This window comes from Lactobacillus sp. B4026 (assembly GCF_026535825.1).
GTDB classification, from domain to species: domain Bacteria; phylum Bacillota; class Bacilli; order Lactobacillales; family Lactobacillaceae; genus Lactobacillus; species Lactobacillus panisapium.
In genome coordinates, this window is record NZ_JAFNPD010000003.1 from 156,566 (window position 1) to 169,586 (window position 13,021).

The 13,021-nt window shown below is 39.4% G+C and carries 17 protein-coding genes; 15 read left to right on the forward strand and 2 right to left on the reverse strand.

The window, feature by feature from the left end:
- Positions 1 to 14: 14 nt before the first annotated feature.
- From J3U69_RS04065 to J3U69_RS04080, 4 genes are all read left to right on the forward strand, one after another.
- Positions 15 to 320 carry a PTS sugar transporter subunit IIB gene (locus J3U69_RS04065; protein ID WP_103752849.1) on the forward strand — a complete coding sequence of 102 codons (306 nt, stop codon included), beginning with the start codon at positions 15 to 17 and terminating at the stop codon, positions 318 to 320.
- Between the two features lie 9 nt (positions 321 to 329).
- Entirely contained in the window at positions 330 to 968 is a 639-nt protein-coding gene (locus tag J3U69_RS04070) for a 3-keto-L-gulonate-6-phosphate decarboxylase UlaD (protein ID WP_103752850.1), read from the forward strand.
- 77 nt (positions 969 to 1,045) lie between these two features.
- A complete protein-coding gene (locus tag J3U69_RS04075) occupies positions 1,046 to 1,924 on the forward strand; it encodes an L-ribulose-5-phosphate 3-epimerase (RefSeq protein ID WP_267413125.1) in 879 nt (292 codons plus the stop codon).
- An 18-nt stretch (positions 1,925 to 1,942) separates the two neighbouring features.
- Positions 1,943 to 2,671: an L-ribulose-5-phosphate 4-epimerase gene (locus J3U69_RS04080; RefSeq protein ID WP_267413127.1), complete on the forward strand. Its 729-nt coding sequence runs from the start codon at positions 1,943 to 1,945 to the stop codon at positions 2,669 to 2,671.
- A 39-nt stretch (positions 2,672 to 2,710) separates the two neighbouring features.
- Here J3U69_RS04080 and J3U69_RS04085 read toward each other — a convergent pair whose 3' ends face one another.
- Entirely contained in the window at positions 2,711 to 3,367 is a 657-nt protein-coding gene (locus J3U69_RS04085; RefSeq protein ID WP_267413128.1) for a hypothetical protein, read from the reverse strand.
- A gap of 64 nt (positions 3,368 to 3,431) precedes the next feature.
- Between J3U69_RS04085 and yaaA the strand changes: the two genes are divergently transcribed.
- The 11 genes from yaaA to J3U69_RS04140 all read left to right on the forward strand — a co-directional run bounded on the left by yaaA (position 3,432) and on the right by J3U69_RS04140 (position 11,747).
- A complete protein-coding gene (yaaA, locus tag J3U69_RS04090) occupies positions 3,432 to 4,199 on the forward strand; it encodes a peroxide stress protein YaaA (RefSeq protein WP_267413129.1) in 768 nt (255 codons plus the stop codon).
- A gap of 49 nt (positions 4,200 to 4,248) precedes the next feature.
- Entirely contained in the window at positions 4,249 to 4,851 is a 603-nt protein-coding gene (locus J3U69_RS04095) for a histidine phosphatase family protein (RefSeq protein ID WP_267392514.1), read from the forward strand.
- Between the two features lie 160 nt (positions 4,852 to 5,011).
- On the forward strand, positions 5,012 to 5,533 hold the full coding sequence (locus J3U69_RS04100; protein ID WP_220232682.1) for a TetR/AcrR family transcriptional regulator: 522 nt from the start codon (positions 5,012 to 5,014) through the stop codon (positions 5,531 to 5,533).
- Positions 5,533 to 6,594, forward strand: coding sequence for an FtsX-like permease family protein (locus J3U69_RS04105; protein WP_267413130.1), 1,062 nt, complete (start codon positions 5,533 to 5,535; stop codon positions 6,592 to 6,594). Before J3U69_RS04100 ends, J3U69_RS04105 begins: the two co-directional genes overlap by 1 nt.
- A gap of 1 nt (position 6,595) precedes the next feature.
- Positions 6,596 to 7,270 carry an ABC transporter ATP-binding protein gene (locus J3U69_RS04110; RefSeq protein ID WP_267413131.1) on the forward strand — a complete coding sequence of 225 codons (675 nt, stop codon included), beginning with the start codon at positions 6,596 to 6,598 and terminating at the stop codon, positions 7,268 to 7,270.
- Positions 7,271 to 7,762: 492 nt separating this feature from the next.
- Positions 7,763 to 7,978: a hypothetical protein gene (locus tag J3U69_RS04115; protein ID WP_220220640.1), complete on the forward strand. Its 216-nt coding sequence runs from the start codon at positions 7,763 to 7,765 to the stop codon at positions 7,976 to 7,978.
- An 89-nt stretch (positions 7,979 to 8,067) separates the two neighbouring features.
- Positions 8,068 to 8,691: a TetR/AcrR family transcriptional regulator gene (locus tag J3U69_RS04120; protein ID WP_220220641.1), complete on the forward strand. Its 624-nt coding sequence runs from the start codon at positions 8,068 to 8,070 to the stop codon at positions 8,689 to 8,691.
- A 137-nt stretch (positions 8,692 to 8,828) separates the two neighbouring features.
- Complete coding sequence (locus tag J3U69_RS04125) at positions 8,829 to 9,368, forward strand: NADPH-dependent FMN reductase (protein ID WP_220220642.1); 540 nt, start codon at positions 8,829 to 8,831, stop codon at positions 9,366 to 9,368.
- An 11-nt stretch (positions 9,369 to 9,379) separates the two neighbouring features.
- Entirely contained in the window at positions 9,380 to 9,928 is a 549-nt protein-coding gene (locus J3U69_RS04130; RefSeq protein WP_103752862.1) for an NADPH-dependent FMN reductase, read from the forward strand.
- A gap of 84 nt (positions 9,929 to 10,012) precedes the next feature.
- A complete protein-coding gene (locus J3U69_RS04135) occupies positions 10,013 to 10,804 on the forward strand; it encodes a tyrosine-protein phosphatase (protein ID WP_103752863.1) in 792 nt (263 codons plus the stop codon).
- 13 nt (positions 10,805 to 10,817) lie between these two features.
- Positions 10,818 to 11,747, forward strand: coding sequence for an FAD:protein FMN transferase (locus tag J3U69_RS04140; RefSeq protein ID WP_103752864.1), 930 nt, complete (start codon positions 10,818 to 10,820; stop codon positions 11,745 to 11,747).
- Between the two features lie 88 nt (positions 11,748 to 11,835).
- Here the strand turns inward: J3U69_RS04140 and J3U69_RS04145 are convergent, their stop codons facing one another.
- Positions 11,836 to 12,840: a C39 family peptidase gene (locus J3U69_RS04145; protein WP_267413133.1), complete on the reverse strand. Its 1,005-nt coding sequence runs from the start codon at positions 12,838 to 12,840 to the stop codon at positions 11,836 to 11,838.
- Positions 12,841 to 13,021 lie beyond the last annotated feature (181 nt).

The following is a 13,021-nucleotide window of genomic DNA, read 5'->3' on the forward strand; positions in this document are numbered from 1 at the left end:
GGAAAGATTTAGTTATGAAGATTTTAACTGCATGTGCGAATGGTTCTGGAACAAGTTTGATGTTACTCAGAACAGTAAAAAAGACGATGGAAAAATTGGGTTACCAAATTACACAGGCTGATCACACTTCAATTTCAGAGGCAAAGGGAATTGCCCGCAACTATGATGTTGTTTTTACCTCTGTCCCATTCATTAAGATGTTTGATGAGGTAAAAAAGCGCGGTGGAGAAGTAATTGGCATTAAAAATGTTATTTCCGCTAAAGAGGTAGAAGACAAAATTAATGCTTCAGACATTCCAGCTAAGTTTAAAAAAGATTAGGAGCAAAAAATGAATTTACCAATGATGCAAGTAGCATTGGATTGTAACGATACGGCCCAGGCAATCAATGTTTTACGCCAAGTAGAAGATCAAATCGATGTCGTTGAGGCGGGAACAATTTTAATTTACCGCGACGGAATGAGTGCCGTTAAGAACTTACGGGCAATGGCTCCCGATAAGATTGTTTTAGCCGATGTTAAATGTGCCGATGCCGGGACAAAATGTGGTGTATCTTGTCGTGAAGCAGGGGCAGACTGGATGACCTGCATTAATGCCGCAACAGTCCCTACAATGAGCAATGCCCAAAAGGAAATTGAGGTTCAGGTTGAGCTTTATGAGGGCTGGGATAATAAGGACAGAATGCAAGAATGGCTTGATCACGGCATCCACCAAGTGGTTTACCACCAAAGTCGCGACGCCAAATTTGCTGGTCAAAAGTGGTCTGAGCAAGACGTTGAGAACGTCAAGAATTTAATTGCAATGGGCTTCAAGGTCTCCGTCACTGGCGGTGTTCATCCTGAGATTCTGCAACTATTTAAAGGTGTTCCCGTTTATACTTTTATTGCTGGCCGGGCAATTACTGGTGCTGATGATCCTCATGCTGTCAGCAAGCAGTTTAAGGACGAAATTAAGCGAATCTGGGGCTAACTGATAAAGGGGAGCAATGAATTAATCATTGGCGCCTCTTTTTTGTTAGGTCACTAAAAATTATTTAGGAGTAGAAAATGACCGTTAATTCACTAGGTATTTATGAAAAAGCTCTGCCACAAGAGCTAACTTGGCAAGAAACATTTGAACTCACCCATGAACTGGGCTTTAATTTTTACGAATTTTCCGTTGATGAAAGTGATGAGCGCTTGGCCCGGCTTGACTGGAGTCACGAGGAACGCAGCCGCATGCGGGATCTGATGTGGCAAACAGGGATGCGGATCAACAATCTGATGTTATCAGGACACCGCCGCTTTCCACTGGGGTCAAAGGATCCTGCTGTCCGGCAAAAGTCTGTGCAGATGCTGGCCAAAGCCGTCGACCTATGCGTTGATTTAGGCATTCACAATATTCAGATGGCCGGCTATGATGTCTATTATGAAGACAAAAGTGCCTTATCGCGCGAATTATACGTTGAAAATCTAACGAAGTGTGTGCACCTAGCAGCTAAAAAGAACGTGATGCTATCGATTGAAACCATGGATGACCCGTTTATTAATAACCTGGCCAAAATCAGTCATTATCATGACCTGGTCAAAAGCCCGTGGCTGCAGGCTTACCCTGACTTGGGCAATCTAAGCGCCTGGCCTGAAAACGATGTCCCGGCAGAATTAGAAAACTACATTGACACCATTTGCGCGATTCACTTAAAAGACAGTAAACCAGTAACGGCCACTTCCAAGGGACAGTTCAAGAACGTGCCCTTTGGTCAGGGTTGCGTTGACTTTGCCGGCCTGCTGCGGCTGCTTGTCCGATTAAACTATAGTGGCAGTTTTACCATTGAGATGTGGTCCGGTGATAACGGCGATGAACAGGCAGTGGAGGAAGTCAAGGCTGCCAAAGCCTTTTTCGATCAAATTTTTGCTCAAGTAGGGATTGAGCAGGAAGCAATTTAAGTAAGAGAGGAGCCAAAGATGCTCGAACAATTAAAACAAGAAGTCTATGAGGCCAACATGCAGCTGCCTAAGCTGGATCTAGTCACCTTTACCTGGGGCAATGTTTCTGGCATTGACCGCAAGCAGGGGTTATTCGTTATTAAGCCTTCTGGCGTGCCATACGAAGAACTGACGCCCGAGGATTTGGTTGTGGTTAATTTAAAGGGCGAAGTGGTAGAAGGCAGCCGCAACCCGTCAAGCGATACACCGACGCATACATATTTGTATAATCATTTTCCTAAGATTGGCGGAATCGTCCACACGCATTCACCATGGGCCGTAGCGTTTGCGGCGGCACAAATGGACATTCCGGCACTAAACACGACTCATGCCGATACCTTCTATACTGATGTCCCGGCCGCTGATGCTCTGACTAAAGCTGAAATCGAAGAAGACTATGAGGGCAACACTGGCAAGACGATTGTGCGTACCTTAAAAGAGCGCCACCTCGATTATGAAGCAACGCCGGGCTGTTTGGTCAGTCAGCACGGCCCGTTTACTTGGGGTGAAACTGCTGCTAAGGCGGTTTATAATGCGAAGGTCTTAGAAGTAGTGGCTGAGGAAGATTACCACACCTTGCAGTTAACGCGGGCAAATAGCCACTTGCCGCAATATCTGCTGGATAAGCATTACTACCGCAAGCACGGCCAAAATGCGTATTACGGGCAGGACAATGCACAATCAAAGACACATGCTAAACGAAAATAAGGTAAAATAAAACGGCTTTAAATAAAGCCGTTTTTCCATTTAGAATTTAGTTTCTTTGATATCGTCTTCTGGGCGATGTTCTTGAATACGAATAATTTGCCAAGGCAAGTTGCTACTAGTAATTTCTGTTAAGTCAATGGTCAACGCGTTATCTTGGAACGTGAATGCAGGTTCACACCGATTTTCAATCATTTCAACGCGGTTAGGCGCCACTGTTAGACCAGACACAATCACTTGTTTTGGCAAAGGCTTGTTGACAAAAACGTATTTTTGATAATGTAAATGACGATTTTGGAGAACAAAGCCCGAATCTGCGGTAAGATTGCATGGCTGGCTATCATTAAACGCGTGGCCAAAAATATGCATCCAGTTATTAACCGTGGTGAGTACCTCTTTTGTTGCAGAACTAATTGCATTTTTTTCAGTAACTTCGACATTAATAAAAGAGCTTTGCCCAATTTTGCGGTTAGCAACAAGTTTGTCGATGACATCGTCACTTGTTGCATCAATGCCATCACGACCATCAACGAGTGCAACCGTGTACTTAGCACAAGCAAGTTTAAATTCATCCTGCAGCTGATTAGTGGCAACTGCCCGTGCACCGATATCGCGCGCTGTTTTAACTAAAAAATCGGCGTCTACATCTTTCGTGCTTTTTAGTTTAAAATTTAAGATGATTGCAAAATCAGGATTCATTAATTCTCTCTCCTCAAAACATATTACTAAATAAGTTTAACCCAAAAGGTGGTAAATACGAAAGATGAAAATTATTATCTCACCAGCAATGAAGATGAAAGTCGACCGTGATTCATTTCCGGCTCGCTCACACCCCCAGTTTCTTAAACAGGCAAAAGAACTGGCGGCTTTTTTGCAGCAATGCAGTTTTACGCAGTTACAAGCAATCTGGCAATCAAGCGAGCGGACGACTAAAGAAGGACAAGAGCAAATCAAGCAGCTTAACCTAGCTAAAACGGACAACTTAACACCAGCAATTATTTCTTATTCTGGGATTCAGTATCAGTATATGGCACCTGACTTGTTTTCAGCCCAAGCACTTAATTATGTCCAAGAAAATGTGCGCATCTTATCTGGCTTATACGGTGTTTTACGGCCATTTGACGGTGTCTGGCCTTACCGCTTAGAAATGAAGAACAAGGCGACAGGTTTCACCGAACCAAATTTGTACCACTATTGGGGTGAAAAACTAGCAGATAATCTTTTTGGTGAGGATCATATTTTGATTAATTTGGCCTCTAAGGAATATTCTAAAAATATCGCGCCTTATGTAACAAAAACGCGGCGAATGATTACTATCGACTTTCAAGAATTCGTCAAGGGTAAGTGGAAAACCGTTGGGGTTCATGCCAAGATGGCCCGAGGAGAAATGGTTCGTTTTGCTGCAGAACACCAATTAACTAAGCCAGAGGAATTACAGAAATTTAATGATTTTGGTTTTCAATATATTGCCCAAGAAAGCACCACAGATAATTATGTCTTTCGAACTGAGTTTGATTTCAAACGGCGATAGTAAATTACTTATTGGGATAGCATAGACAACTTAAGAAATGAGGTTAATCATGGAAATAGTTTTTGTACGTCACGGCCAGACCGACTTAAATAAAACGAGAAAAATTCAGGGAGCACTTTTTGATCATGATCTTGATCACGAAGGACGCGCTTACGCCGAAAAGGCAGCCGCTAATTTTGATCCTTCAAGCTTTGATCTTGTTTTTTCTAGTCCGATGAAAAGGGCAGTCACAACGGCAAAAATTTTTACTAAAGGCCAAAAAGAAATCAGATTAGATAAAAGATTAATGGAGTTTAATTTTGGTGAATGGGATGGCCAATATTTAACTGAATTGGGTAAAAAATATCCCGATGCTATTGACCCATGGGGTAAAGCAGCTGCTAATTATGTTAAATATGCACCAAGTGGCGAAACTTTTGCTGAATTAAACGAGCGCTGTGGTGATTTTTTAGCTGATTTACACCAAAATTACCCGGATAAAAAGATTCTGGTTGTGTGCCATGGTACTTTAATCAGAATGATGTTCGCTCATTGCTTTACTGATGGTGATATTAATGCCTTTGAAACAATGGCTAACTGCGCTCTAGCCAAGATTTCAGTACGTGAGAATATTTTCCGGACTAATTATTATAATCGCGTATTAGTTCTATAATTCAGCTAAAAGCCGCAAAGTCGCGGCTTTTTTATTTGCTTACGGTAATAATTAGACTGCATATTTTTGCAAAAGTTCATTTACTTGACGATTAGGTTTAGTAAATGTATTCTGTTATCAAAGTGACACGGCGTCACTTTGGTGAAAAAGAGGTGTGCTCATGGTTAAGACTACTTTTATTAATTTACCGCAAGAGAAGAAGGAGCGGATTGAGCAGGCACTCCTTCATGAATTCAGCAATCATTCGCTTTCCAAGGCACAGGTTGCGCGAATTGTGAAGGAAGCAGACATTGCTCGTGGTGCTTTTTACAAATATTTTGCTGATTTAACTGATGCTTACCAATACATCTACCAGCGTGCGTTAAAGCAGATTCATGCTGAGATCAAGCTTTCAGAGCAGTACGATCCGCAAATGTTTTATCAAAGCGTTGTTACTTTTCTTGAGCAAACTTTGTGCAGTAAGTATGCCAAAATGGTTAAAATGCATGTGTTGTATAACGAAAGCTTAGTTAAGCAGCCATTCGCAAGCGAGAAATTAGTAAAACTCAGCGCGCAAAACTGGAGTGCAATGATGCTTAGCCATGCGGCAATTAGGGAAATTTTGGCAAACCCTACTTTAAAAAGTGCCATCCTTGCCCAGCTGCAAGCGGGCTTGTTACTGTTAAAAAAGGAGACTAAATAGTGTTTTTAGCAATTAAAGAAATCAAAAGGGAAAAATTGCGTTATGGCCTAATCATTTTGATGATTTTTCTAATCAGCTACTTGATTTTTGTTCTATCGTCCCTTGCTCTCGGCTTAGCAAGCGAGAACACACAGGCAATTGAATCATGGAATGCTAAACAAGTAGTGTTAAATAAAAATGCTAATGTAAGCATGAGCCAATCTGTTTTAAATAAAGATGACTTAAAAAAGGCTAAGATTGGAAAAGATGAGGCGTTACTTGGGCAAACGCCCGTGGTGGTAAAAAACAAACAGCGAAGCCAAGTTTCCGCTCAGTTCATTGGCGTTAAGAAAAGCCAGTTCATTTACCATGATCAGGAATTAATTGCTGGAAGAAAAGCACGCAAAGCTCATGAAGTAGTTGTTGATCAGGCTTTTAAAGTTAAGGGCTACAAAATTGGTGATCAATTAGAACTCAACGGAATGAAGCAAAAGTATCAGATTGTGGGCTTTGTTCAAAACGCCAAGATTAACATTGCTCCGATTATCTACGGAACACTGGCCAGTTGGAAAACCTTACGGCAGGGAATGCCAAATATGCGTGCTTCAGCAATTATTTCCCGCAATGCCAACTACCGCTATAACGATGGCAATAGCAAGACATATCCGATCAAACAATTTATTAATAAATTGCCAGGGTATACAGCACAAAATATGACTTTTCAATTAATGATTGGATTTTTGTTTATTATTTCACTAATTATTATTGCAGTCTTTTTATACATCTTAACTATGCAAAAAATGCATAATTTTGCTGTTATGCGCGCACAAGGAATTCCTAGTGGAACCTTGGTTTGGTCAACGGTTAGTCAGGCTATTATTCTTGTGGGAATCGGAGTAATTATCGGCTTGCTAGCAATGCTGTTAACGGCTAAAGTTTTACCAGCGGCAGTTCCAATGAGTTTTACGCCAACTATTATGCTCAGCGGCACTTTAGGCATGCTTTTAACAGGCATTATTGGCAGTTTAATTCCAATCAGATCAATCTTAAAAGTAGATCCAGCAAAAGCAATAGGTGAATAAGATGACAGTCATTGAATTACAAAATGTCCAAAAGATTTACGGTAAGGGCGCTGCACAAGTTCAGGCCCTAAAAGATATTAATTTCAAGGCCAATGAAGGTGAAGTTGTATTGATCATGGGACCTTCTGGGGCTGGGAAAAGTACTTTTCTAACTATTGCAGGTTCACTGCAAAAGCCAACAACTGGTAATGTTTTTATTAGTGGCAAGGATATTGCTAATATTTCGACTAAGCAGAGTAACTCTTTGCGCTTAAACCAGATTGGCTTTGTTCTGCAAGCTTATAACTTGGTTCCTTTTTTGACCATTCAAGAACAGTTCGAACTGGTCGATCACGTTAAAAAGCAGGGCAACATTACAAAAGAAACGTTGCAGCAATTGCTTGATAAACTGGGGATTACCAGCTTAGTAAGTAAATATCCGGGTGAATTATCGGGTGGTCAGCAGCAGCGAGCAGCAATTGCCCGCGCACTGTATGCTAACCCGCAAATCTTACTAGCAGATGAACCAACGGCATCACTTGATAGTGCGAAAGTTGATGAAGTTGGGCAATTATTTAAGGATTTGGCTAAGAGCTATCATAAGGCAGTAATCCTGGTTACCCATGATCCGCGTCTGGAAAAATATGCAGACCATATTTATGAGATGATGGATGGCGAAATGACAAAAAAACAATAGTTCTTAAATTAATATATTCTTTTAAATAATCTGAAATATAATTATTGGATACGCAATTTTAGCAAAATCTAAAATTGCGTATTTTTTCTTCCTAATTACTGAATACTAGGAATAGCAATGGGTTTAATAACGAGGGTAATTTTTTTGCTGGATACAAGTTACTATTTTAAGTGTAAAAAAAACACATTGTTCTTGACAAAACTGATTTAAATTTACTATTCTAATTAATAGATAATTAATTGTTATTTTATAAAACCATATATTCGCTAAATTGCAGCGAACTAAAAAATCTAATTTGCTTTTAAAAAAATTGTTTGAAATATCTAAAAAAATAATTTTTTATCAAAAATAACAAAAAATTATTAACCATGATGTGTTTTTGTATTGTGGTATGAAAAGCTTACTAAAAGCTTACTAGGTTAACACTTCAGTTAATCTAGTAGGATTGGATATGAAAATTACACGGAATTATTTGATAGTTGAGGTTTCAAAATGAGTGAAATACCAGAAGATAAAGCGATAGAAATATCGACAGATTATGAAAATCAAAGTATTAATATGCGCTTTTCTGAGAATTTAACGGATGATCGTGAGCGGGGCTACATTTTGTCTGCTGCTTTCTTTTCTTTCTGTGCATCTCAGGGATTGAGTAAAGATGAAATCAAAGATATGGTTTCATCATATTATGATGAGTTTTTGGATAATTAAAGCTAGCAGTTATTGATAGCTAGTATTGCTTTACCCTAATCACATATTGCGATGAGTAAAATGCTGAAGTTAATCAAGGGAAGACCAAAATGGCGAGAAAAAAAGAAATTGGAAGAAATAAAATTTTAAATATTGCCTATCGAATGGTTGTTAAAGATGGTATTGAGAGTCTTACTGCACGAAATATTGCGAAGGCGGGACACTTTTCAACGCAGCCTTTATATCTTGAATTCAACAGTATGGATGAACTGCGAACAGAAGTTTTGCGCAAAATTGCAGAGAACTTGAAGAGCAATATCTTGCAAAAAAAGTATACGGGTAAACCCATGATTGACATGGATTTATCATATATCGACTTTGCTAAAGAGCATGAAAATCTGTTTCGGGCCATGTTTGTTGATGGCAAGTTTGGCAGTAAAATAATTTCTGATACCTTAATAAATCTCGGAATTGCCAAGTTTAAGGAGCAATATAAGGATACGAAGCATCCGGACGAGAAGATTATGAACATCGTTATTGCTAATTGGATTACCACCATTGGCATCGCCTCTTTACTTGTTAACGGGATTGCCAACTTCTCACAAACGCAGATAGTTAATGTCTTGTCAGCTCAAATCAATGATGCAATTTTAAATGATTGGTTGAGTGAATCTAGCACAGTTTCTTTGTTTGAAACTGATAATAAGGAAAATAAAAAGAAGGGTAAAAAGTAAAACCCCGATTAGGAAAAGCGGCTTAACTGCCGTTTTTTTGCTACTTGAAATTTAAAAAAGCAAAATCATGGTTTAAGCCACAAAAATATAGATATGATATAATTGTCAAAGAAATTAGTTTCTGAAAGGTGGTTTTTATGAAAATCCTTGCATTATCTGGCTCAAATGCCAATAATTCGTTTAATGAGGCATTGCTTAAGTTTATTGCTAAGCAATTTGCTGACAAATATGACTTTAAACTAGCAACTGTTAAGGGATTGCCAATGTTTAAAGAAGGCGAAGACGCTCCTGAGTCCGTCCAAACCTTGAGTAAAGAAATTGAGGATGCTGATTTAGTATTAATCGGTTCTCCTGAACAACAACACTCGGTAACTAGTGCTTTGAGTAGCGCCTTAGAATGGCTTTCATGCACTTCACACCCATTTAAGGGCAAGCCAGTTGCTATTGTTTCAACTTCACCAATGCCTCAGGGTGGTTCTCGTTCACAAAGCCGTTTAAAGAGTCTTATGACTGCACCAGGCTTTAGTGCAAAGATCTTTAATGGTGATGAATTTATGATGGGTACTGCACCGAAGCAATTTGATGAAAATGGTGACTTAACTGATAAGTCTTCTGTTGAATTCTTAGGTCACTTCTTCGATGAAGTTGATGATTGGTACGCACAAGTTACTAAGTAGGAGGACCAAGAATGAAGATTTTAGCAATTGTTGGTACAAATGCCGCTTTCTCATACAATCGCTTTTTAGCACAATTTATTGCAAAGCGTTACGGTGATAAGGCAGATATTGAAGTAAAAGAAATCGATAAATTGACACCTTTCTGCAGAACAGAAATGGCTGATGATTCAATTAAAGCTTGGATCGAAGACATTAAGAGTGCGGATGGTATCGTTATTACTACACCAGAATATGATCACACAATTCCAGCTGCATTAAAGAGTAGTCTTGAATGGTTGGGTTCACATGCTGGTCCTAACGTAATGAAGATGAAGCCTGTTGCAGTAGCAGGTACTTCATACGGTAGCCAAGGTACTGGTCGTGCTCAAGAAGATATCCGTGAAATTTTACTTTCACCTGATATGAGTGCTAATGTTTTGCCAGGTAACGAAGTTTTAATTGGTCAAGCCCCAAGCAAGTTTGACAAGGAAACTGGTGAATTAACTGACGACGCAACCATCAAGCAATTAGATGGCATGATGGACAACTTCTTCAAGTTCGTTGAACAAGCTAATAAATAATCTTTTGCTAGTTTGACTAGCAGAGAGTAAAATAACCGGATAGGATTAACTATCCGGTTATTTTTGGTTAGAAGGGAAATTCTTATGTCTGATCCAGTAGTTTTACCAATTAAATCTGTGCGCAATCCACGTGATATCGGTGGATATACGGGTCTTTTGGGACGTAAAGTAAAAAAGCATCGCTTACTGAGAACTGGTAATATGAGTAAGATTGTACCCAGTGACGAACAGTTTTTAGTGGACTACGGCTTAAAGCAGATTATTGATTTACGTTCACCGGCTGAATGCAAGCAAAACCCTGACCAAGCAATTGCTGGAGTAAAACATTATAGTTGCCCACTTTCAGTTGAAGACAATACTGGTGGAAACGGTCTTGATATGCAAAAGGAGTTCGCAGAATATCGACGTGATCAGTATGCGGGCTTTCGGATGATGTGTCGGCGTTATCATAATCATATTTTGACTGAAACTGCACAGCATAGTTTTCACCATATTATTGAACTAATTGCACAAGAAGATGATGGTGCAACGCTTTATCATTGTTCCGAAGGCAAGGATCGCACCGGCTTAGTTACCGTGATCTTGTTATACATTTTGGGCGTTGATCTGGAAGTAATCAGGCAGGACTACCTGTATTCAAATTATCTGCTAAATGATTACCGGGCAAGCCGTGATCGGCAATTTAAAAAGGCGGGTGAAAATGACCGCTTTCGCGCCAATATGCGTGTATTGGGTTCAGTTGCCAATGCCTTTTTTGACACTAGCTTAATTACTGTTAATGAAAATTATGGCAGTCTTGATTCTTATATTGTTAATGAACTTGCAATTGATCAGGATCTGCAAGAAACGATTAGAGAAAAGTATTTGGAGAAATAGGAAAAACACACAAATGATTGAAAATTTAGCTTTAGAACAAGCAGTTGGACAGCATCACGCTTTAGGAACAGCGATTACTCTACAAATTTTTGGTACAACAGATGATACATTAATTAACGAGTCATTTGATTTAATTGATCACTACGAAGACCTGTTAACGGTAAACCGTGAGTATTCTGAAGTGATGGATATTAATCATGCTGCTGGCAAAAAGCCAGTTCAGGTCTCTAGTGCGGTTTATGATTTAGTTAAGCTAGCCGTAGAACAAAGTCGGGAAAACTTTGGCTTTAACGCCCTAATTGGTCCATTAGTCAAACTTTGGGCGATTGGCTTTAAAGGCGCGCATGTACCAACTGACGAACAGATTAAAGCCAAAATGAAGTTAACGGATCCTTTCAGTGTTGACTTAGATGATGAAAATCAGACTGTTTTTCTACAAAAAGAAGGAATGGAACTTGACCTAGGCGGAATTGCCAAAGGCTGGATTGCCGATCGGATTCGTGATTTTTGGCGTGCTTATGGCGTACGCGCAGGAATTATTAATCTTGGTGGCAATATCTTATTAGTAGGCGATTCGCCTAAGCGAGCTAGTGGTCAATGGACTGTTGGTATTCAAGATCCTAAAAAGCCACGAGGTAAAAATATTTCTTCAGTCATGGTTTCCGCATGTTCTGCTGTTACTAGTGGGACTTATGAACGTTATTTAATTGTCGATGGTCATAAATACCATCACTTGATTGATCCACGAACTGGCTATCCAGTCGAAACGGATCTGGCCGGCGTGACAACATTTACTAAAAATTCGGTGCAAGCTGAAATTGAATGTAAGCGACTCTTTTTTGCGGGTCATCCAATTGCAAATTGGCATGATGATCCTGACCGCATTGGTGCAATTTTCGTTTATAACGATGAGCACGTTGAGTATGATAATTTTGAGCAATAAAAAGCACTCATCCGTTTGTGACAAGCAGTAATTAAAAAAGCCGTAGCTAACTAGTAAAATTTAGCTACGACTTTTTTTGTTGGTCAATTTATTTAATTGTAATTGCTTTATGACAAAACTCTTGTTGAATTGTCGCTTTCTTTAGCCAAGCTTTTGCGCCATGGTCATAGTTCATGTTCTTACCGCCAGTGCCAGCACCGTCATTGGCAGAATAATACAGAGGATCGTAGACAAGAAACTTCCCTTTGCGGTAGCCGACAATTACCTTGCAGTGATTGCGGTGATTATCCCCGGGTTTTTGGTAAGAAGAAAAGCCGTAATACAAGACAGGGCTGCCACCTTGAACGTACATCTTGATATCGTTTAGGCTCAACTTTTTGCTTGAGATGTTGGCTACCTTTTTTCCAGTCTTAAAAGTTCGTGCATATTTTGCTAGCGCGCCCGGGCTGATTACATACCCAAAGCCGACACCAGTATAAACATTACCTTTTTGGCCACCTTTAATGGGTTGCATTGGCAGATGGTTTTGAACTTTAGTTAAAAACCTGGCAGTGATTTTTTGTCCTTGCGAGCCTAAAAGCATTGCCATTGAAGCGCCCGCACACCCCCAAGGCGTTTTTACCGGAACATATTGGCTAACATATGGAACCTTAACAACTTTGGCTTGATTGGGTTTAGCGACAGCATTTTTGTTAATATAACCAAATGCTTTTTTTCCTTTTTGATTGAGCCAATAATAGTGGTGTCCGTTATGGGTGAATGTTTTATTGACATTAAAGGTTTGATGAAAATACTTTGAGCTAGATTTTTTATTAGTGAAGTTACCCTGGTAAATGCCGTAATTCTTTTTGACAATTGCGACTTTAAAAGTTTTAACCTTTTTAGTTTGTGAAACTGCAGGATTAGCATCATTAACTGTGTTACTTGTACCAGGCTGTTTGGCCGTACCAATAGCAGGTTTAGTATCTTGATTTGCTGGCGTATTTATTACGGCACGAACATTTGTCGTTAAATTATTGCAATAAATTGGTGCCGTCAGTATAACGGCGGCAGAAATCGTCATGACTTTTTTAAAAATATTTTTTGCTCCCACTTTATCCTCCGTATAAACAATTACTTAATTTTTTGTACCAAAATAGTTTACTACAACAACTAATAAAATAGCTAATCAAATTTTTAAAGTATATATGATTTGCTAACAGCATGCTTTGATAAACTTGATGAGATAAAAAAAGCCTGAATCTGGTCAGATTCAGGCTTTGTAAATAGCATCT

Bases quoted from the DNA above. Each gene is read 5' to 3' on its own strand.
- J3U69_RS04065 (WP_103752849.1), top strand. From the start codon at position 15: ATGAAGATTTTAACTGCATGTGCGAATGGTTCTGGAACAAGTTTGATG.
- J3U69_RS04130 (WP_103752862.1), top strand. From the start codon at position 9,380: ATGAAGATTTTAGCAATTGTTGGTACAAATGCCGCTTTCTCATACAAT.
- J3U69_RS04120 (WP_220220641.1), top strand. From the start codon at position 8,068: ATGGCGAGAAAAAAAGAAATTGGAAGAAATAAAATTTTAAATATTGCC.
- yaaA (WP_267413129.1), top strand. From the start codon at position 3,432: ATGAAAATTATTATCTCACCAGCAATGAAGATGAAAGTCGACCGTGAT.
- J3U69_RS04110 (WP_267413131.1), top strand. From the start codon at position 6,596: ATGACAGTCATTGAATTACAAAATGTCCAAAAGATTTACGGTAAGGGC.
- J3U69_RS04135 (WP_103752863.1), top strand. From the start codon at position 10,013: ATGTCTGATCCAGTAGTTTTACCAATTAAATCTGTGCGCAATCCACGT.
- J3U69_RS04115 (WP_220220640.1), top strand. From the start codon at position 7,763: ATGAGTGAAATACCAGAAGATAAAGCGATAGAAATATCGACAGATTAT.
- J3U69_RS04080 (WP_267413127.1), top strand. From the start codon at position 1,943: ATGCTCGAACAATTAAAACAAGAAGTCTATGAGGCCAACATGCAGCTG.
- J3U69_RS04070 (WP_103752850.1), top strand. From the start codon at position 330: ATGAATTTACCAATGATGCAAGTAGCATTGGATTGTAACGATACGGCC.
- J3U69_RS04095 (WP_267392514.1), top strand. From the start codon at position 4,249: ATGGAAATAGTTTTTGTACGTCACGGCCAGACCGACTTAAATAAAACG.
- J3U69_RS04075 (WP_267413125.1), top strand. From the start codon at position 1,046: ATGACCGTTAATTCACTAGGTATTTATGAAAAAGCTCTGCCACAAGAG.
- J3U69_RS04100 (WP_220232682.1), top strand. From the start codon at position 5,012: ATGGTTAAGACTACTTTTATTAATTTACCGCAAGAGAAGAAGGAGCGG.
- J3U69_RS04140 (WP_103752864.1), top strand. From the start codon at position 10,818: ATGATTGAAAATTTAGCTTTAGAACAAGCAGTTGGACAGCATCACGCT.
- J3U69_RS04085 (WP_267413128.1), bottom strand. From the start codon at position 3,367: ATGAATCCTGATTTTGCAATCATCTTAAATTTTAAACTAAAAAGCACG.
- J3U69_RS04125 (WP_220220642.1), top strand. From the start codon at position 8,829: ATGAAAATCCTTGCATTATCTGGCTCAAATGCCAATAATTCGTTTAAT.